The sequence below is a fragment of the Colwellia sp. NW0002-52-1 genome (assembly GCF_057550865.1).
The window spans coordinates 1-20,293 of sequence record NZ_BAAJLU010000031.1 but is presented as its reverse complement, the minus strand read 5'-3'; the positions used below and the strand labels follow the sequence as shown (position 1 = coordinate 20,293).

The following is a 20,293-nucleotide window of genomic DNA, read 5'->3' as shown; positions in this document are numbered from 1 at the left end:
TAAGAGATTAGTAAAGTTGGTAGTGGTGTTGTATCTGCTCTTACCTTAGAGAAGCATCGCTTAATAGCTGATAATTAGAAGCACCTTTAAAAAGACGCTTCGGCGTCTTTTTTGTTATTAAGAGATAAGTAAAGTTGGTAGTGGTGTTGTATCTGCTCTTACCTTAGAGAAGCATCGCTTAATAGCTGATAATTAGAAACACCTTTAAAAAGATGCTTCGGCGTCTTTTTTGTTATTAAGCGATTAGTAAAGTTGGTAGTGGTGTTGTATCTGCTCTTACCTTAGAGAAGCATCGCTTAATAGCTGATAATTAGAAACACCTTTAAAAAGACGCTTCGGCGTCTTTTTTGTTTTCTGTCGATTTCTAATTTAATGCTAGTAATGAAGTTGGTGCTGGTGTTGTATCTACTCCTACCTTAGAGAAGTATCTCTTAATTACAAACTAGCAGCTAGCAGGTTATTTTGTGAAATATTAACAAACTTTTTTGTTGAGGGCGGCTCTGGCCTAATGTGGCGTTTGAAAGGGACAAAAAGATACATTTTAAGTAACTATACTTTGATATAGTTAAAAAAATTTTTTATTCGCAATGCTCATATCTCTAGTGGTTTATCTGTTCAAGATGCAATAGCTATAAATATTTTAAGGCTGTTTATTCAAATTGTCATAGTCAGTTGATAAATTATTTTTCATTGTATTTAATTAAATAAAGTACATATATAACGCGATATAAAGCCTGCTTCCTCTTTATTATCAATGGAGTGATAGATGTTTTTTATTGATCAAATCATATTATTAGCCGCGGTATTAATCTTACTAGGCATCATATCAAGTAAATTATCAGCGCGTTTAGGCTTGCCTGTATTAGTACTTTTTTTAATTGTTGGTATGTTAGCAGGTGAAGATGGTCCTGGCGGAATTCTATTTGACAATGCTGAAGCTGCTCACTCTTTAGGAACGTTGGCCCTAGCGTTAATATTATTTGATGGTGGCCTACAAACACCATTTAAAGCGATTAAACTTGTTTGGAAGCCATCCTCAGCTCTTGCTACTTTTGGTGTTCTTATTACAGGAGCTATCACCGGCTACGCAGCTGCTTATATCTTAGACATTTCATTACTACATGGAATGTTACTTGGCGCTATTGTAGGCTCTACAGACGCGGCTGCTGTTTTTTCATTGTTACGTAATGCGGGTATTCATTTAAATGGAAAATTAAAGGCTACCTTAGAAATTGAGAGTGCATCAAATGATCCTATGGCGATATTCTTAACCATAGGTTTATTAGAAGTTTTAGTAAACGGTATGAAACCAGGCCAAGATTTGTTGGTGATGTTTGTTTCACAAATGGGTCTAGGTTTAGCTGTCGGATTAGCTGCGGGTTGGTTGTCTGTGCGATTGATTAACCGTATTCAATTAGTTGCAGCAGGTTTATATCCGGTATTGGTTGCTGCTTGTGGCTTACTTTCATTTGGAATTACCGCCAATATTGGTGGTAGCGGATTTTTAGCTGTTTTTATTACCGGTGTCGTTATCGGTAACAGTCGGTTTGTTTTCCAACGTAGCACTTTTCTGTTTCACGATGGCTTAGCATGGTTAAGTCAAATAACCATGTTCGTTGTGCTTGGTTTGTTAATCACTCCAACTTCTTTATTAGATGTTTGGCTTGAAGGGCTTATTATTGCTTTTGTGTTGATTTTTATCGCAAGACCACTTGCTGTAATGCCTATTTTAGCGCTTTTCGGTTTTAATATTCGTGAAATGACATTGGTGTCTTGGATTGGGTTAAGAGGCTCAGTACCAATTATACTGGCAATATTTCCGCTAATATTTGGTTTACCTGGGGCTGATTTAATTTTTAATGTCGTATTTTTTGTTGTGTTAATTTCAGCGACGTTACAGGGGTCAAGTTTAGCTTGGATGGCAAGAAAGCTGAAATTGACTTTGCCACCACCTGTTACTCCTGCAGCAACATTAGAAATAACCGCTTTAGGTGATGTCGATGCTGATATTGTTGAATATACTTTAGGTCATACTTCTCGAGCTGCGGGGAGCCGTATTTCACAACTAGCCTTACCTGAGAGTACGGTAATGGCAATGATTTCACGAAAGAATAATATTATTGCTCCCCGTGGTTCAACTCTGCTAGAGGCAGAAGATCAGTTGTTTATTGTACTTAAGCCTGCCACAAGAGCATTTGTTGATAGTGTGTTTTCAGGCAAGGAGGCAGGAGCTGAAAATATTTTGCCTGCGCAAGAACTGAGAGTTAAAGGTAATACACAAGTTATCGATATTACTCATTCATACGGCATTAATATAACCGGTGAAGCGCAAGAAACGTTAGAACAAGTCATTAAAGCTAATTTAATAACTGAAGCAAAAGTTGATCTTGTTGTGGAGCTAGCAGAAGTTAATTTATATGTCAGAGAAATGGTCAATGAACGCATTATTACTGTTGGTATTCTCGTAAAGCAAAAGAATAAGCAACGCATTACTAAATAATATATTCTATTTTACGATATAAAATCTCTAATGCCGCTAATATTATGGTTTAAAATTAGCGGCTATTAGTTACATTCTATTTGCATTGATAACGTTTAAACTTAATAGGTTAAAGTAGGCCGGAACGTAGCCAAAAAGGCTTATTACGAAACCATAATGTTACAATCCATTTCTCACCTGTGGTAACAGATTTACCACGGTGAATACTGCTAACATCTCTATTTTCTTCATGATCACAGTTATCAAAAATCAATACTTTATTACAGGTTGGCTTTACTGTTATTAACGGGGTTTTAAATTCGGTTTCACCACCAGTAAAATCATCATTTAAATAGAATATAGCGGTTTTTACCCTTTGGCCAAATTGCGAGATGTGTTGTGCAATTGATGCTGTATGTGGGTAAATATGATCATAATGCCATTGGTAATATTGCTCAGGTAGATACTTTAACACGACTGGGGGTTCAGCGAATGTAATAGGTATACCCGCTGATTTGGCTAACAAATTTTCTAACAGCGCTAGCGCCATAGAATCGTTGGGCAGTGGTGTAGGGTAGTGGCTATTATTTCGAATATTTTCATTTTTACTATTCTTGCCTTCACCGCCAAAAAGAGAAACATCTTTTAGTAATGGCGCACAGTGAGTGATGATATTATTAAGCTGCTCAATTTTAAAAGGCATATTATGCGTGTATTTATTGTTGCCGATTATATCTGGAGCAGAAATTAAATCAGCCATCGATTGTAGCTTAATCAGTAATTGCCTTTGTCTGCTCAAACTAAACTTGTTAATTATTTCTGCTGAGTAGGTTATTGCCTCTTCAGTTTTGCTATCAAGTTTAGCGGATGTAGCGCTTTCAAGTTCAATGTAATGTTCAAGTGATTTAATCGCGGGCGTATTCCAATGGATATTAGCCGCTACAGCCAAGGCCAATTCCTTTATAGAGCAATCACTTCTAATTGAGTGTACTAACCAAAGGTTTGAAAATTCAGCATTACTATTCGCTAATCTAAACACAGTTGAGGGGTCTAATTTACCGAAGTGTTTATCTTCGAGTAATGCTAAAAACATAAGATACTCATTGTTATAAAAAATTCGGCAATCAAAATATCTAATCTCTTGGCTAATATCAAGCTTTAGCATCTTATCAAGGCTTGTTAGATAGCGCTTGTTGTATTTTTTGACCAGTAAACGAAGTCACACACTAGGGTTATTGAGATAACTGAAAAATAGTCCTTGAGTAAAATATTTTGATTAGTATAATAGCGCCTCACTTCTAGAGTCACTCTTAATTCCCAAACAACTAAGAACCACTCGGTAAGTGTAAGTACAAATTGAAGGGGTATAGTTCCAATTGGTAGAACAGCGGTCTCCAAAACCGACGGTTGGGAGTTCGAATCTCTCTACCCCTGCCATTTTTAGTAAAGTACTTATTAATCGACTTGATCGAATAATAGGTGCTTTAGATTTTAACCTCGACGATGTTGAGGTGTTTTGTCTTAGGTTAGGCATGTAATTACAGGTAGTAAATATGAATGCAAGTACTGAAACTGAACCAAGTGGTTCATTGGATTTTTTAAAGTGGGGCGTAATTGTTTTACTTTTAGCTGGCGCAGTTGTCGGTAATTACATTTTTGCTGAGCAATCAGTACTTGTTCGCGCTTTAGCAGTAGTTGCTGCTATTGTTATTGCTGGACTTGTTGCTATGCAAACAGTTAAAGGTCGTAATGCAGTAGATTTTGCTAAAGAGTCTCGCACTGAAGTACGTAAAGTAGTTTGGCCAACTCGTCAAGAAGCAGTACAAACAACAGGTATTGTGTTAGTGGCAACATTAATTATGTCGTTATTGCTTTGGGGTTTAGATTCAGTTCTTTTCTGGGTAGTAGGTTTAATAACTGGATTAAAAGTAGGTTAAGGTACCGTTATGACTGAAGAAATTACAATTACAGATGCGCCTGAAAAAAACAATAACCCAAAATTACGTTGGTATGTAGTACAAGCGTTTTCTGGTTATGAAGGTCGTGTTCAAAAAACATTGCTTGAACATATTGGCATTCATGGCTTAGAAGAAAAGTTTGGTGAAATTTTAGTGCCAACTGAAGAAGTTATCGAAATGCGAGCTGGGCAAAAGCGTAAAAGTGCACGTAAATTTTTCCCAGGTTATGTTTTAGTTCATATGGAACTAGACGATGAATCATGGCATTTAGTTAAAAGCGTTCCTCGTGTATTAGGTTTTATTGGTGGTACTAAAGAAAGACCTGCACCGATTTCTCAAAGAGAAGCGGATCGTATATTACAGCGTCTTGAAGATACTGATAAGCCTAAGCCTAAAACATTGTTTGAGCCAGGCGAAGTGGTACGTGTTATTGATGGTCCATTTGCTGACTTTAATGGTGTTGTTGAAGAGTTAGATTACGAGAAAAACCGTATTAAAGTTTCGGTACTTATCTTTGGTCGCTCTACACCGGTTGATTTAGAGTTTGGTCAAGTCGAAAAAGGCTAGCGTCAAGTACTGACTAAATCTTAAAGAGCCAGAGTTTTTACTCTGGCTCTTTTATGTCTAACACTTCCTATATTTGTTCTTCTTTTACTAAAGATACTTTGATTAAGTTTTTACAGGGAGGAAACAATGAGAAAAGCATGAGGAAAGATTTAAGGCCCTTATAGATTTTTTTCATTTATCATTTAGTCCTCTTTCATTTCTCCTTGTGAATAATTTTATTATATAAATATGAAATCAGTGAATAATGCGTGAGTTATGTGCAGTATCTAGCATGACATTTGTTTATTCCTAGGCTGTGATTAATATTTTACAGGGAGAAAACAATGAGAAAAGCATGAGAAAAGATTTAAGGCCCTTATCGAGTTTTTTCACTTCTCATTTAGTCCTCTTCATTTCTCCCTGTAAATAATTTTATTAAGTGCAGGATTAACGCTTTATGATGTTTTTTTATACAAAAACAAATCTAATCTTGCACAATGACCTTTGAATAATATATAATCCGCTGCCGATTTTATCTGATGAAGAGAAAATCGTTTTTTTGTTAACGGGGAGCTGGTGTTAAATATCAGCGTTTGAACCCAAACTAAAGGTATTAAAACCATGGCTAAAAAAGTCACAGCTTTAATCAAGCTACAAGTTGCTGCTGGTGCAGCAAACCCGTCACCGCCAGTTGGTCCTGCACTAGGTCAACACGGTGTGAACATCATGGAATTCTGTAAAGCGTTTAACGCAAAAACTGATTCTTTGGAAAAAGGCGCTCCAGTTCCAGTAGTAATTACTGTATATGCTGATCGTTCTTTCACATTTGAAACAAAAACTCCACCTGCTGCTTATTTACTTCTTAAAGCTGCTGGTGTTAAGAGTGGTTCTGGTCGTCCTAACACTGAAAAAGTTGGTACTGTAACTACAGCACAACTTGAAGAAATCGTTAAGATTAAAGAAACTGATCTTACTGCTGGTTCTATGGAAGCTGCAGTGCGTACCATTGCGGGTTCTGCTCGTTCAATGGGTTTAGTGGTAGAGGACTAATCAATGGCTAAATTATCAAAACGCGCTCGTCTTATCCGTGAAAAAGTAGACGTATTAAAAGAATATGACATTTCTGAAGCTCTTTCTTTACTTAAAGAATTAGCGACTGCTAACTTCCGTGAAAGCGTTGACGTTGCAGTTAACCTTGGCATAGATGCTCGTAAATCAGATCAAAACGTACGTGGCGCGACTGTATTACCTAACGGTACTGGTCGTGATGTTCGTGTTGCTGTATTTACGCAAGGCGCTAACGCTGATAAAGCGAAAGAAGCTGGTGCAGACATCGTAGGTATGGAAGACTTAGCAGAACAAGTTAAAGCCGGTAACATGGATTTTGACGTTGTAATCGCTACTCCAGACGCTATGCGTGTTGTTGGTCAACTAGGTCAAATCTTAGGCCCACGTGGTTTAATGCCTAACCCTAAAGTTGGCACAGTAACGCCAGATGTTGTTACTGCTGTAAACAATGCTAAAGCGGGTCAAATTCGCTACCGCAATGACAAAAACGGTATCATCCATACTACTATTGGTAAGGCTGATTTCGAAGATGCTAAATTGCAGGAAAACCTTGAGTCATTATTGGAAGCGCTTAAAAAAGCAAAACCAGCTAATGCTAAAGGCCAGTACATTAAGAAAATTTCTGTTTCAACTACAATGGGTGCCGGTGTTACCGTTAGCCCTGCGAGCTTGACACTTTAATTTTCTGTTAAGTGTCGAAAATCGATACTTTACAAGGGTGAAGTTGTAGACTATAATTTCGCCCCTTAAATTTTGGTAGGTGTTGTCCGATTATTAGCATGAATTTGCTATGGACAGCCCCGTCAAAGACCGTAGGAGCTGAGACGATTCTTCGTTGACTGCTTAATATTTCCTACGTAGATGGTGATTACCCAGTATTTCCTAATTCTGGTCCTCGCCGTAACGGCCTAAACAAATAGTAATTTGTTTAGGGATAGTAAATACCGGTTTTATTACCGGTGAACCAGGAGTAAAGCCAATGGCTATCAATCTTGATGACAAAAAAGCAATTGTTGCTGAAGTTCAAGAAGCTGCCAATGGCGCTCAATCAGCTGTAGTCGCGGATTCACGCGGTGTTACAGTTGAAGCAATTACTGTATTACGTAAGCAAGCACGTGAAAACGGTGTATGGATGAAAGTTATCCGTAACACGTTAGCACGTCGTGCATTACAAGGTACTGACTTTGAGTGTGTTTCTGACACATTAGTTGGTCCATCATTAATTGCATTCTCAAACGAGCATCCAGGTGCAGCAGCACGTTTATTCACAGATTTCGCTAAAACTAACGAAAAATTTGAATTAAAAGCAGCAGCATTTGAAGGTAATGTAGTAGACGTAAACATGTTAGCTAAGCTACCAACTTACGACGAAGCAATTGCACGTTTAATGAGCGCTATGAAAGAAGCATCTGCAGGCAAACTTGTCCGCACTATTGCTGCAGTACGCGATCAGAAAGAGCAAGAAGCTGCTTAATAATTGTTTACCTCTGCTATTACTTAAACAGATGCAGAGCACAATTCGCACTTTTTGTATTTATAGTTATTTCAAACAGCCAAAGGCTGTTTATTAAAAAACAGGAAATTTAAAATGTCTATTTCTAAAGACGATATCCTAAACGCAGTTGCTGAAATGTCAGTAATGGACGTTGTTGCACTAATCGAAGCAATGGAAGAGAAATTCGGCGTATCTGCTGCTGCTGCAGTTGCAGTTGCTGGTGGTGACGCTGGTGGTTCTGCTGAAGAGCAAACTGAATTCGACGTAATCATGACTGGTTTCGGCGAGAAGAAAGTTGCTGTAATCAAAGCAGTTCGTGGCGCTACAGGTCTTGGCTTAAAAGAAGCTAAAGACTTAGTTGAATCAGCTCCTAAAGCGATCAAAGAAGGCGTTGAAAAAGCTGAAGCTGAAGAGCTTAAGAAAGTTCTTGAAGAAGCAGGTGCTTCTGTTGAGATCAAATAATCTGTTTTTAAACAGATTATTTGCCTGAAAAGGCAATGGCTGGTGATTTAAACGTCACCGGCCTTTTTGCGCTAAAGAAAGTGGTTTTTTTTTAAACCAAAACAGTGCATATTTGATACTTGATAAAAAAAGTATCACTGCAATATCCTGTCTTTTATAAGGCAGATTCGGCCATAACCAGCAAGCTGAGGAACCCCATGGTTTACTCTTACTCTGAAAAGAAACGTATTCGCAAGGACTTTGGTAAAAGTGTTCAAGTAATGGATTATCCATTCTTGTTATCAATCCAACTCGAATCTTTCCGTAAGTTTATTGATATTGATCCAACAGGTGAAACAGGCCTAGAGGCTGCATTTCATTCTATTTTTCCAATTAAAGCTTATTCTGGTAGCTCAGAATTACAATTCGTAAGCTATCGTTTGGGCGAGCCGTTATTTGACGTTAAAGAATGTCAAATCCGCGGTATCACCTACTCTGCGCCATTACGCGTTAAATTACGCTTAGTCGTTTATGATAAAGAAGCGGCGGCAGGTACAGTAAAAGATATCAAAGAACAAGAAGTATACATGGGTGAAATACCATTAATGACTGACAACGGTACGTTTGTCATCAATGGTACAGAGCGTGTTATTGTTTCACAATTACACCGTTCTCCAGGTGTGTTTTTCGATCATGATAAAGGGAAAACACATTCATCAGGTAAAGTGTTATATAACGCACGCGTTATTCCTTACCGTGGTTCATGGTTAGATTTCGAATTCGATCCAAAAGATAACTTATTTGTTCGTATTGACCGTCGTCGTAAATTACCGGCGTCAATCATTTTGCGTGCTTTAGAGTACTCAACTGAAGAAATACTAGATATCTTTTACGATACAACAGATTTTTCGATTAAAGGCGATAAGTTAGTAATGGATTTAATTCCAGAACGCTTACGTGGTGAAACAGCGACTTTCGACATTAAATTACCTAAAGGTGATGTTTTAGTTGAGCAAGGTCGACGTATTACTGCTCGTCATATTAGATCGTTAGAAAAAGCTAAACTCGATAAGCTAGAAGTTCCTGCGGAATATATCGTAGGTAAAGTACTTTCTAAAGCTTATATAGACAAATCTACTGGTGAAGTTATAGCTGAAGCTAACGCTGAAATCACTTTAGAAATGTTAGCTGAATTAAGCCAAGCCGGACATAAAGTATTATCTACTTTATATATGAACGAATTTGATGTTGGTTCATACATGTCAGATACACTGCGTGTAGATAACTCAACAAACCGCTTAGAAGCGCTAGTTGAAATTTACCGTATGATGCGTCCAGGCGAGCCACCAACAAAAGACGCTGCAGATACGTTATTTAATAACCTATTCTTCGCGCTAGAACGTTATGACCTTTCAACTGTTGGTCGTATGAAGTTCAACCGTCGTGTTGGTAATGCTGATGATGTAGGTACAGGCGTATTAACCAAAGAAGATATCATTTCTGTAATGAAGACTTTAATTGGTATACGTGATGGTAAAGGTGAAGTTGATGATATCGATCACCTTGGTAACCGTCGTATCCGTTCTGTTGGTGAAATGGCAGAAAACCAATTCCGTGTTGGTTTAGTACGTGTTGAACGTGCTGTACGTGAACGTTTAAGTCTAGGTGACTTAGATGCGATCATGCCACAAGACTTAATTAACGCTAAGCCGATTTCAGCTGCCGTTAAAGAATTCTTTGGTTCATCACAGTTGTCACAATTTATGGATCAAAACAACCCGCTTTCAGAAGTAACGCATAAGCGTCGTATTTCTGCTTTAGGGCCAGGTGGTTTGACCCGTGAACGTGCAGGCTTTGAAGTTCGAGATGTACATCCAACGCATTACGGTCGTGTTTGTCCGATTGAAACGCCAGAGGGACCAAACATTGGTTTGATTAACTCGCTTTCATGTTACGCACGTACTAACGATTATGGTTTCTTAGAAACACCTTATCGTAAAATCGTTGATGGCTCGATCACTGATGAAGTAGATTACTTATCAGCAATTGAAGAAGGCAACTTTGTGATTGCACAAACAACTGCAGAAATTGATGCTGATGGTAAATTAGTTGAAGGTTTAGTTGCTTGTCGTCATAAAAATGAATTTACATTAATGTCTGCTGAACAAGTTCAGTATATGGATGTATCTCCACAACAAATCGTATCTGTAGCGGCATCTTTGATTCCGTTCCTAGAGCACGATGATGCTAACCGTGCCTTGATGGGCTCGAACATGCAACGTCAAGCTGTTCCAACATTAATAGTGGATAAGCCACTTGTTGGTACGGGTATGGAGAAAATTGTTGCGGTTGACTCAGGTGTAACTGTTGTTGCTAAACGTGGCGGTGTTGTTGCATACGTTGATGCTTCACGTATTGTTGTTAAAGTTAACGAAAATGAAATGCATGCTGGTGAAGCAGGTATTGATATTTATAACTTAACTAAATATACCCGTTCAAACCAAAATACTTGTATCAACCAGCGTCCATTGTGTCGTATGGCTGAGCCTGTTGTTCGTGGTGATGTTTTAGCTGATGGTCCTTCAACCGATATGGGTGAATTGGCTCTTGGTCAAAACATGCGTATCGCATTCATGCCTTGGAATGGTTACAACTTCGAAGATTCAATGTTGTTATCTGAGCGTGTAGCTACTGAAGATCGTTTTACAACGATTCATATTCAAGAATTAACTTGTATCGCTCGTGATACTAAACTTGGTAGTGAAGAAATCACTGCTGATATTCCAAATGTTGGTGAGTCTGCATTATCTAAATTAGATGAAGCAGGTGTTGTTTACATTGGTGCTGAAGTTAATGGCGGCGACATCTTAGTGGGTAAAGTTACTCCTAAAGGTGAAACGCAATTAACACCAGAAGAGAAACTATTACGTGCAATCTTTGGTGAGAAAGCTGCTGACGTTAAGGACAGTTCTTTACGTGTTCCTAATTCAGTGTCTGGTACTATCATCGATGTACAAATCTTCACCCGTGACGGTGTAGAAAAAGATGCTCGTGCTGTTGAAATCGAAGAAATGCAACTTAAACAAGTTAAGAAAGACTTGGGTGACGAGTTTAGTATTCTTGAAGACGGCATTTACGCTCGTGCGAAGAAATTATTGTTAACTTCAGGTTTAAATGAATCTGACCTTAACAGTATGTCTCGTGATAAGTGGTTAGTGCAAAACTTAAGTGATGAAGGTCAACAATCTGAACTTGAGCAAATCGCAGAACAATACGACAACATTAAAGCTGATTTCGATAAGAAATATGAAGTTAAGCGTCGTAAAATCACTCAAGGTGCAGATTTAGCACCAGGCGTATTGAAAATAGTTAAAGTACATTTAGCCGTTAAACGTCGTATCCAGCCAGGTGATAAAATGGCCGGTCGTCATGGTAACAAAGGTGTTATTTCAAACGTAGTACCTGTTGAAGATATGCCTTACGATGAGCACGGTGTTCCAGTTGATGTAGTACTTAACCCGTTGGGTGTACCATCACGAATGAACATTGGTCAGATCCTAGAAACGCATTTAGGTATGGCTGCACGTGGTATTGGTGAGAAAATTAACCGTATGTTGGAAGCTCAACAAGAAATTCACAAATTACGTGAATTCTTGAAAGAAGTTTACAGCCTAGGTGAGTCTCGCCAAGAAGTTGATATTGACTCATTCTCGGATGACGAAATTATGCGCTTAGCAGGCAACTTACGTGCAGGTCTTCCGATTGCTACACCAGTATTTGATGGTGCAAGTGAGCGTGAGATTAAAGACTTATTCAAACTTGCAGATATGCCTGAAAGTGGTCAGTTTACGCTAACAGATGGTCGTACTGGTCGTAACTTTGAGCGCCCGGTCACTGTTGGTTACATGTACATGTTGAAACTAAACCATTTAGTTGATGACAAAATGCATGCGCGTTCTACTGGTTCATACAGTCTAGTAACGCAACAACCTCTTGGTGGTAAAGCACAGTTTGGTGGTCAGCGTTTCGGTGAGATGGAAGTATGGGCACTTGAAGCATACGGTGCTGCTTATACCTTGCAAGAAATGCTAACGGTTAAGTCTGATGATGTTAATGGTCGTACTAAGATGTATAAAAACTTAGTTGACGGTGATCATCGTATGGAACCGGGTATCCCTGAATCATTCAACGTATTGTTGAAAGAAATTCGTTCGTTGGGTATCAACATCGAATTAGATCAGGACTAGGCTACCTTAAGCTACATTGCTGACTTCAAAGATTTTGAAGTCAGTACATGGAGAGAGCAGACAACTGTTCTCTCCGGTATTTAACTCCGACAGGAGATAGTGTGTGAAAGATTTACTTAAGTTTCTTAAGCAACAAAATCAAACAGAAGAGTTCGATGGAATTCGCATTGGACTAGCTTCACCTGACATGATCCGTTCATGGTCTTTTGGTGAGGTAAAGAAACCTGAGACGATTAACTATCGTACTTTTAAGCCGGAACGAGATGGTTTGTTCTGTGCGCGTATATTTGGTCCAGTAAAAGACTATGAATGTCTTTGTGGCAAATACAAACGTCTTAAGCATCGTGGTGTAATTTGTGAAAAGTGTGGCGTTGAAGTTACATTAACAAAAGTTCGTCGTGACCGTATGGGTCATATCGAATTAGCAAGCCCAGTTGCTCATATTTGGTTTTTAAAGTCATTGCCATCACGTATCGGTCTATTATTAGACATGACATTACGTGATATTGAGCGCGTACTTTATTTTGAATCTTATGTTGTTACTGAGCCAGGTATGACAACGTTAGAGAAAAGCCAAATTCTAACCGAAGAAGAATACCTTGACGCGTTAGAAGAGCACGGTGATGAATTTGACGCCCTTATGGGTGCTGAAGCAGTACTTGCGTTATTACAACAGATCGACCTTGACGGTGAAGTAGCGCAAATGCGTGAAGAATTGCCTGAAATCGGCTCTGAAACAAAACGTAAAAAAATCACTAAACGTTTAAAGTTAATGGAAGCATTCGCAGCTTCAGGCAACAAGCCTGAGTGGATGATCATGAACGTTTTACCAATTTTACCACCAGATTTACGTCCGTTGGTACCATTGGACGGCGGCCGTTTCGCAACGTCTGACCTTAACGATTTATACCGTCGTGTAATTAACCGTAACAACCGTTTAAAACGTCTTCTTGACTTAGTAGCACCAGACATTATCGTACGTAACGAAAAACGTATGTTACAAGAGTCTGTAGATGCGTTATTAGATAACGGTCGTCGCGGTCGTGCTATTACGGGTTCTAACAAACGTCCTCTTAAATCACTTGCCGATATGATTAAAGGTAAGCAAGGTCGTTTCCGTCAGAACTTACTTGGTAAACGTGTAGATTACTCTGGTCGTTCTGTAATTACCGTTGGCCCAACATTGCGTTTACACCAATGTGGTTTACCGAAAAAAATGGCACTTGAGCTATTCAAGCCATTTATTTACGGTAAATTAGAAGCACGTGGTTTAGCGACAACAATCAAAGCAGCTAAGAAATTAGTTGAACGTGAAGGCGCTGAAGTATGGGATGTACTTGACGAAGTAATTCGTGAACATCCAGTAATGCTTAACCGTGCACCAACACTACATAGATTGGGTATCCAAGCGTTTGAACCTGTATTGATTGAAGGTAAAGCAATACATTTACATCCGTTAGTTTGTGCGGCATACAACGCCGATTTCGATGGTGACCAAATGGCGGTACACGTACCGTTGACAATCGAAGCACAAATGGAAGCACGTACGTTGATGATGTCAACGAACAACGTACTTTCTCCAGCTAACGGTGACCCTATCATCGTACCATCACAAGATGTTGTATTAGGTTTATATTACCTAACACGCGATCGTGTAAATGGTTTAGGTGAAGGTATGGTATTTACCGACATTAAAGAAGCTGAAAAAGCGTACCGTACAGGTTTTGCTGAGCTTCATGCACGCGTTAAAATTCGTATTACTGAACATGTTCGTAATGCTGATGGCGTTCTTGAACCAAAAATTACCTTACGTGATACTACAATTGGTCGTGCCATTTTATGGCAAGTATGTCCAGACGGCATGCCTTATGACTTAATTGATCAGCCACTAGGTAAAAAGCCAATTTCAAAATTGATTAACCATGCGTACCGTAACTTAGGTCTTAAAGATACTGTTATCTTTGCTGACCAAATTATGTACACAGGTTTCCACTACGCGATGATCGCGGGTGCTTCAGTTGGTATCGATGATATGGTAATTCCAGCTGCGAAATACACCATTATCGAAGATTCAGAAGAAGAAGTTGCAGAGATTCAAACTCAATTTGAGCAAGGTCTTGTAACTCAAGGTGAAAAATACAACAAAGTAATTGATATTTGGTCATCTGCGAACGAGAAAATCTCGAAAGCGATGATGGACAACTTATCAAAAGAAACTGTGATCAACCGTGATGGTGAGCCAGAAGAGCAAGACTCTTTCAACTCAATCTACATGATGGCGGATTCTGGTGCTCGTGGTAGTGCCGCACAGATTCGTCAGCTAGCGGGTATGCGTGGTTTGATGGCTAAACCAGATGGTTCAATCATCGAAACACCAATCACCGCTAACTTCCGTGAAGGTTTGAACGTATTACAATACTTCATCTCTACTCATGGTGCGCGTAAAGGTTTGGCTGATACGGCATTGAAAACAGCTAACTCGGGTTACTTAACTCGTCGTTTAGTTGATGTTGCACAAGATTTGGTTGTTACTGAACATGACTGTGGCACACACGATGGCTTATTAATGACGCCATTAATTGAAGGTGGTGATGTAGTAGAACCACTTCGTGAGCGTGTTTTAGGTCGTGTTGTTGCAGAAGATGTTGTTAAACCTGGTACAGAAGAAGTCTTGTTACCTCGTAATACGCTAATCGATGAAGCACTTTGTGACTTTATTGAAGCAAATTCAATTGATCAAATGAAAGTTCGTTCAATTATTACTTGTCAAACTGACTTTGGTATTTGTGCTCATTGTTACGGCCGTGATTTGGCTCGTGGTCATATGATCAACCAAGGTGAAGCGATTGGTGTTGTGGCAGCACAATCTATCGGTGAACCTGGTACTCAGTTAACCATGCGTACGTTCCACATTGGTGGTGCCGCATCGCGTGCATCTGCTGAGAACAATGTACAAGTTAAGAATACAGGTACACTGAAATTACAAAACGCTAAATTTGTAACTAACTCTGAAGATCACCTTGTTATTACTTCACGTTCATCAGAACTTACGGTAATCGATGAGCTAGGTCGTGAAAAAGAGCGTTATAAAGTACCTTACGGTACCATTCTTAACAAGAAAGATGGTGAAGCAATTGCGTCAGGCGATATTATCGCTAACTGGGATCCGCATACGCATCCAATTATCACTGAGGTTGGTGGTAAGGTTCAATTCGTAGAATTGATCGATGGTGTAACTATGGTTCGTCAAACTGATGAGCTTACTGGTTTATCAAGTATCGTTGTAACTGAAGCGGGTCAACGTAACTCTGCAGGTAAAGAAATGCGCCCAGCAGTTAAGTTAGTTGATGCTAAAGGCAATGACGTAATGATAGCCGGCACTGAAATTCCAGCACAGTACTTCTTACCAGGTAACGCTATCGTTAACCTTGAAGATGGTGCGGAAGTTGGTGTAGGTGATGCATTAGCACGTATACCACAAGCGTCTTCTAAGACTCGTGATATTACCGGTGGTTTACCACGCGTAGCTGACTTATTTGAAGCACGTAAACCTAAACTTCCAGCTATCTTAGCTGAGAAAACAGGTATTATTGCTTTCGGTAAAGAAACTAAAGGTAAAGTACGTTTACTTATCACTCAACCAAGTGGTGAAGTATACGAAGAGATGATCCCTAAAATGCGTCAATTGAACGTGTTTGAAGGTGAATCTGTACTTAAAGGTGAAGTAATTGCCGATGGTCCAGAATCTCCACACGATATCTTGCGTTTACGTGGTGTTGCTCCAGTAGCTAACTACATTGTTAACGAAGTACAAGAAGTATATCGTTTACAAGGTGTTAAGATTAACGATAAACACATTGAAGTTATCGTACGTCAAATGATCCGCAAGTGTGAGATTTTAGACGCCGGTGATAGTGATTTCCTTAAAGGTGAAATCCTTGAGGTTGCACGTGTGAATATCTCTAATCGTGAATTAGAAGCTGCAGGCAAACAGCCAGCTGAATACGAAATGCAAATGATGGGTATTACTAAAGCATCATTAGCGACTGAGTCATTCATCTCAGCAGCATCTTTCCAAGAAACGACACGTGTACTTACTGAAGCAGCTGTAGCTGGTAAGAAAGACACACTTCGTGGCTTAAAAGAGAACGTTATTGTTGGTCGCTTAATCCCAGCAGGTACAGGTTATGCTTATCATCAGGAACGTGCGCGTGCTAAAAATGCCGTTCCAGTTGAAGAAGTAACGGTATCAGCTGACGACGCAGCGCAAGCACTAACAGATGCACTTAACGCTGACTTATCATCATAGTATTGATAATTCAGTTTAAAGCATCGATTAACCTGTCTATTGCGAGTAAAGCTTGACAGGTTAAAGCTTGACCTATAGAATTCCGCGACCCTATATTCCGTACCTTTGTGTATAGAATCTAGAGTCGCGGATTTTCACGTTTATAAGGGTGTAAATTTCCCCATTGATTGGAATTTACACAAATTTAACTAATCGGGAGCTATTTAATGGCAACTATTAACCAATTAGTACGTAAACCACGTGTAAGACAAGTAACTAAAAGTAACGTTCCAGCGTTACAAGCTTGTCCACAACGTCGTGGCGTATGTACTCGTGTGTATACTACTACACCAAAGAAACCAAACTCGGCACTACGTAAAGTAGCTCGTGTTCGTTTAACTAACGGATTCGAAGTAACTTCTTACATCGGTGGTGAAGGTCACAACTTACAAGAGCATAGCGTTATCTTGATTCGTGGTGGTCGTGTTAAAGATTTACCGGGTGTGCGTTATCACACCGTTCGTGGCGCACTAGATTGTTCTGGTGTAAGCGATAGAAGACAAGGCCGTTCTAAATACGGTGCTAAACGACCTAAATCTTAAGTTTCCCTTTCTTAGCTATAACAGCTAGAGAATAGAAACGTTAAGTAAGGCCAAATAACATATTACATTTTGGGTTTATCCTGAATATAACGGAGAATTAAGATGCCAAGAAGACGCGTCGTAGGGCAACGTAAAATATTGCCAGATCCTAAGTTCCATAACGAACTTTTAGCAAAATTCATCAACATCCTTATGGTTGATGGTAAAAAATCTACTGCAGAAAAAATTGTTTACGGTGCATTAGACATTTTAACTGAAAAGAACTCTGAAAAAACTCACCTTGAGTTATTCGAGACAGCGTTAGACAACATCCGCCCACAAGTGGAAGTAAAGTCTCGCCGTGTTGGTGGTTCTACTTACCAAGTTCCAGTTGAAGTTCGTCCTGTGCGTCGTAATGCACTAGCCATGCGTTGGTTAGTTGAAGCAGCTCGTAAACGTGGTGAAAAATCAATGGCTCAGCGCCTAGCTAACGAAATGTTAGATGCGTCTGACAGCAAAGGTTCAGCGGTTAAGAAACGTGAAGACGTTCACCGTATGGCTGAAGCTAACAAAGCATTCGCTCACTACCGTTGGTAGAAACTATAAACTAGCATTAATTGTTAGTTATATAGTTAGAAGTGTAATGCCGTGGTTATCATTGACTATCTTTAGGGATACAAAATGATAACCACAACTGTTTTATAATCTGAGACAAATCTCAGAAAGAGGAAGTAATTGTGGCACGTATAACCCCTATTGAGCGTTACCGTAACATTGGTATTTGTGCTCATGTCGATGCCGGTAAAACGACAACAACAGAAAGGGTACTTTTCTATACTGGTCTTTCACATAAGATCGGCGAAGTTCATGATGGCGCAGCCACTATGGATTGGATGGAGCAAGAGCAAGAGCGAGGTATCACTATCACCTCTGCTGCTACTACTTGTTTCTGGAAAGGGATGGAAGCACAATTTGAAGATCATCATATCAACATTATTGATACTCCTGGTCACGTAGATTTTACGATTGAAGTAGAACGCTCATTACGTGTATTAGATGGTGCAGTATTAGTGTTGTGTGCATCTTCAGGTGTTCAACCGCAAACTGAAACTGTTTGGCGTCAAATGGAGAGATACTCTGTTCCGCGCTTAGTTTTTGTTAATAAGATGGACCGTACTGGTGCAAACTTTTTAGCTGTTGTTGAGCAACTTAATTCTCGCTTGAAAGCAAATGCAGTTCCAATTCATTTAGCAATTGGTGCTGAAGATGACTTTTCTGGTGTTATCGACTTAATTAAAATGAAAGCCATAAACTGGAACGAAAGTGACCAGGGTATGACCTTCACCTATGAAGATATCCCAGCAGATATGCAAGAAGAAGCCGATCATTGGCATGAAAACCTTGTATCTGAAGCGGCAGAAGCCTCAGAAGAATTATTAGATAAGTACCTTGAAGAAGGTGAATTATCTGAAGCAGAAATAAAATCTGCGCTACGTACCCGTACACTAAACAATGAAATAGTTCTTTGTTCTTGTGGCTCAGCCTTCAAAAACAAAGGTGTACAAGCAGTACTTGATGCTGTTATCGAATTTCTACCTTCGCCAATAGATGTTGAAGCGATAAAAGGTATTAATGATGACAAAAACGAAACTGAAGGTTCTCGCGAAGCTGACGATAAAGCACCATTTGCTGCTTTAGCATTTAAAGTTGCAACAGACCCTTTTGTTGGTACGTTAACGTTCTTTCGCGTTTACTCAGGAGTGGTAAAAACTGGCGACAGTATATACAATCCTGTTAAAGGTAAAAAAGAGCGGTTAGGTCGTATTGTGCAAATGCATGCAAATGACCGTAAGGAAATAAAAGAAGTTAGAGCGGGTGATATAGCTGCGGCTATTGGCCTCAAAGATGTTACTACTGGTGACACGTTGTGTGATGTAAATCATGCTATAACGCTCGAACGGATGGAATTTCCTGAACCGGTTATTTCTGTAGCAGTTGAGCCAAAAACTGTCGCTGCCCAAGAGAAAATGGCAATAGCGTTAAGTAAATTGGCCGCAGAAGATCCGTCATTTAGAGTTATCTCAGATGAAGAAACGGGTCAAACCATCATTTCAGGTATGGGGGAATTACACCTCGATATCTTAGTTGAGCGCATGAAACGTGAGTTTGGTGTTGAATGTAATGTCGGTAATCCACAAGTGGCTTATCGAGAAACTATTCGCTCAACTATTGAAGTGGAAGGTAAATTTGTTCGTCAATCAGGTGGCAAAGGTCAGTATGGCCATGTTTGGTTGAAATTGGAACCTTTACCTGAAGGTGAAGGATTCGAGTTTGTTAACGAAATTGTTGGTGGTACAATTCCAAAAGAATTTATCCCATCAGTTGAGAAAGGCTGTAGAGAGCAAATGGACAGTGGTGTTTTAGCGGGTTACCCGTTATTAGACATCAAGGTTACGCTTTATGACGGGTCTTTTCATGATGTTGACTCAAACGAAATGGCGTTTAAAGTCGCTGCATCAATGGGGTTCAGACAGGGTGTGCTTCAAGCATCACCCGTTATACTTGAGCCTATGATGAAAGTTGAAGTTATTACGCCAGAAGCAAACATGGGTGATGTCGTTGGTGATTTAAATCGCCGCCGCGGCATGATCGATGGCATGGACGAAGGTCCAGCTGGTTCTAAGGTAGTGAATGCACTTGTGCCACTATCTGAAATGTTTGGTTACGCTACGGCATTACGTAGTGCAACTCAAGGTCGCGCATCTTATTCGATGGAGTTTCAGCAATATAGCGAAGCACCAAAGATTGTTGCCGACAAAATAATTGAATCTTAGTAAGGCTTTTTGAAAGTCTGGCTCGGTCTTATGGCCGGGCTTTTAATAAACTTTAAGGTAATTGAAAAATGGCTAAAGCAAAATTTGAACGTAATAAACCGCACGTTAACGTTGGTACTATTGGACACGTTGATCACGGTAAAACAACTTTAACAGCTGCAATCTCTGCAGTATTAACTAAAGTACACGGTGGTGAAGTTAAAGACTTCGCACAAATCGATAATGCTCCTGAAGAGCGTGAGCGTGGTATTACAATCAATACTTCTCACATCGAGTACGATACAGAATCACGTCACTACGCACACGTAGATTGTCCTGGCCATGCTGATTACATCAAAAACATGATCACAGGTGCT

General features: G+C 39.6%; 14 protein-coding genes and 1 tRNA gene. 14 read left to right on the top strand and 1 reads right to left on the bottom strand.

Annotated features, from left to right (window positions below; genetic code table 11):
- Window positions 1-766 precede the first annotated feature (766 nt).
- Window positions 767-2,500 carry a potassium/proton antiporter gene (locus AC27H3_RS17490; RefSeq protein ID WP_487108017.1) on the top strand — a complete coding sequence of 578 codons (1,734 nt, stop codon included), beginning with the start codon at window positions 767-769 and terminating at the stop codon, window positions 2,498-2,500.
- Window positions 2,501-2,609: 109 nt separating this feature from the next.
- Here the strand turns inward: AC27H3_RS17490 and AC27H3_RS17485 are convergent, their stop codons facing one another.
- Window positions 2,610-3,572: a prolyl hydroxylase family protein gene (locus tag AC27H3_RS17485; protein ID WP_487108016.1), complete on the bottom strand. Its 963-nt coding sequence runs from the start codon at window positions 3,570-3,572 to the stop codon at window positions 2,610-2,612.
- Window positions 3,573-3,839: 267 nt separating this feature from the next.
- Between AC27H3_RS17485 and AC27H3_RS17480 the strand changes: the two genes are divergently transcribed.
- The 13 genes from AC27H3_RS17480 to AC27H3_RS17420 form a co-directional block, all read left to right on the top strand.
- A tRNA-Trp gene (locus tag AC27H3_RS17480) sits at window positions 3,840-3,916 on the top strand.
- A 116-nt stretch (window positions 3,917-4,032) separates the two neighbouring features.
- Window positions 4,033-4,416 carry a preprotein translocase subunit SecE gene (secE, locus tag AC27H3_RS17475; protein WP_487108015.1) on the top strand — a complete coding sequence of 128 codons (384 nt, stop codon included), beginning with the start codon at window positions 4,033-4,035 and terminating at the stop codon, window positions 4,414-4,416.
- A gap of 9 nt (window positions 4,417-4,425) precedes the next feature.
- Entirely contained in the window at window positions 4,426-5,004 is a 579-nt protein-coding gene (gene nusG, locus AC27H3_RS17470; protein ID WP_085306490.1) for a transcription termination/antitermination protein NusG, read from the top strand.
- Window positions 5,005-5,604: 600 nt separating this feature from the next.
- Window positions 5,605-6,033: a 50S ribosomal protein L11 gene (gene rplK / locus AC27H3_RS17465; RefSeq protein ID WP_085306492.1), complete on the top strand. Its 429-nt coding sequence runs from the start codon at window positions 5,605-5,607 to the stop codon at window positions 6,031-6,033.
- Between the two features lie 3 nt (window positions 6,034-6,036).
- Window positions 6,037-6,732, top strand: coding sequence for a 50S ribosomal protein L1 (gene rplA, locus AC27H3_RS17460; protein WP_487108014.1), 696 nt, complete (start codon window positions 6,037-6,039; stop codon window positions 6,730-6,732).
- 298 nt (window positions 6,733-7,030) lie between these two features.
- Window positions 7,031-7,525, top strand: coding sequence for a 50S ribosomal protein L10 (gene rplJ, locus AC27H3_RS17455; protein ID WP_487108013.1), 495 nt, complete (start codon window positions 7,031-7,033; stop codon window positions 7,523-7,525).
- Window positions 7,526-7,639: 114 nt separating this feature from the next.
- Complete coding sequence (gene rplL / locus AC27H3_RS17450; protein ID WP_487108012.1) at window positions 7,640-8,008, top strand: 50S ribosomal protein L7/L12; 369 nt, start codon at window positions 7,640-7,642, stop codon at window positions 8,006-8,008.
- A gap of 197 nt (window positions 8,009-8,205) precedes the next feature.
- The gene (gene rpoB, locus AC27H3_RS17445; RefSeq protein ID WP_487108011.1) at window positions 8,206-12,234 is read left to right on the top strand and encodes a DNA-directed RNA polymerase subunit beta; all 4,029 of its coding nucleotides are present in this window, start codon (window positions 8,206-8,208) and stop codon (window positions 12,232-12,234) included.
- Between the two features lie 103 nt (window positions 12,235-12,337).
- Complete coding sequence (gene rpoC, locus AC27H3_RS17440) at window positions 12,338-16,543, top strand: DNA-directed RNA polymerase subunit beta' (protein ID WP_487108010.1); 4,206 nt, start codon at window positions 12,338-12,340, stop codon at window positions 16,541-16,543.
- Window positions 16,544-16,749: 206 nt separating this feature from the next.
- Entirely contained in the window at window positions 16,750-17,124 is a 375-nt protein-coding gene (rpsL, locus tag AC27H3_RS17435; RefSeq protein ID WP_011045492.1) for a 30S ribosomal protein S12, read from the top strand.
- A gap of 102 nt (window positions 17,125-17,226) precedes the next feature.
- Window positions 17,227-17,700 (top strand): 30S ribosomal protein S7, encoded by a 474-nt coding sequence (rpsG, locus tag AC27H3_RS17430; RefSeq protein WP_077288472.1) that lies wholly within the window; start codon window positions 17,227-17,229, stop codon window positions 17,698-17,700.
- 140 nt (window positions 17,701-17,840) lie between these two features.
- Window positions 17,841-19,937, top strand: a complete 2,097-nt coding sequence (gene fusA, locus AC27H3_RS17425; protein ID WP_487108009.1) for an elongation factor G — start codon at window positions 17,841-17,843, stop codon at window positions 19,935-19,937.
- 68 nt (window positions 19,938-20,005) lie between these two features.
- The coding region (locus tag AC27H3_RS17420; RefSeq protein ID WP_487108008.1) for a GTP-binding protein at window positions 20,006-20,293 on the top strand (288 nt) is incomplete at its 3' end.

Excerpts from the sequence above, each read along its gene's own strand:
- rpsG (WP_077288472.1), top strand. The coding sequence starts at position 17,227 with ATGCCAAGAAGACGCGTCGTAGGGCAACGTAAAATATTGCCAGATCCT.
- rplK (WP_085306492.1), top strand. The coding sequence starts at position 5,605 with ATGGCTAAAAAAGTCACAGCTTTAATCAAGCTACAAGTTGCTGCTGGT.
- secE (WP_487108015.1), top strand. The coding sequence starts at position 4,033 with ATGAATGCAAGTACTGAAACTGAACCAAGTGGTTCATTGGATTTTTTA.
- AC27H3_RS17490 (WP_487108017.1), top strand. The coding sequence starts at position 767 with ATGTTTTTTATTGATCAAATCATATTATTAGCCGCGGTATTAATCTTA.
- rpoB (WP_487108011.1), top strand. The coding sequence starts at position 8,206 with ATGGTTTACTCTTACTCTGAAAAGAAACGTATTCGCAAGGACTTTGGT.
- rplJ (WP_487108013.1), top strand. The coding sequence starts at position 7,031 with ATGGCTATCAATCTTGATGACAAAAAAGCAATTGTTGCTGAAGTTCAA.
- rplL (WP_487108012.1), top strand. The coding sequence starts at position 7,640 with ATGTCTATTTCTAAAGACGATATCCTAAACGCAGTTGCTGAAATGTCA.
- rplA (WP_487108014.1), top strand. The coding sequence starts at position 6,037 with ATGGCTAAATTATCAAAACGCGCTCGTCTTATCCGTGAAAAAGTAGAC.
- AC27H3_RS17485 (WP_487108016.1), bottom strand. The coding sequence starts at position 3,572 with ATGTTTTTAGCATTACTCGAAGATAAACACTTCGGTAAATTAGACCCC.
- nusG (WP_085306490.1), top strand. The coding sequence starts at position 4,426 with ATGACTGAAGAAATTACAATTACAGATGCGCCTGAAAAAAACAATAAC.
- rpsL (WP_011045492.1), top strand. The coding sequence starts at position 16,750 with ATGGCAACTATTAACCAATTAGTACGTAAACCACGTGTAAGACAAGTA.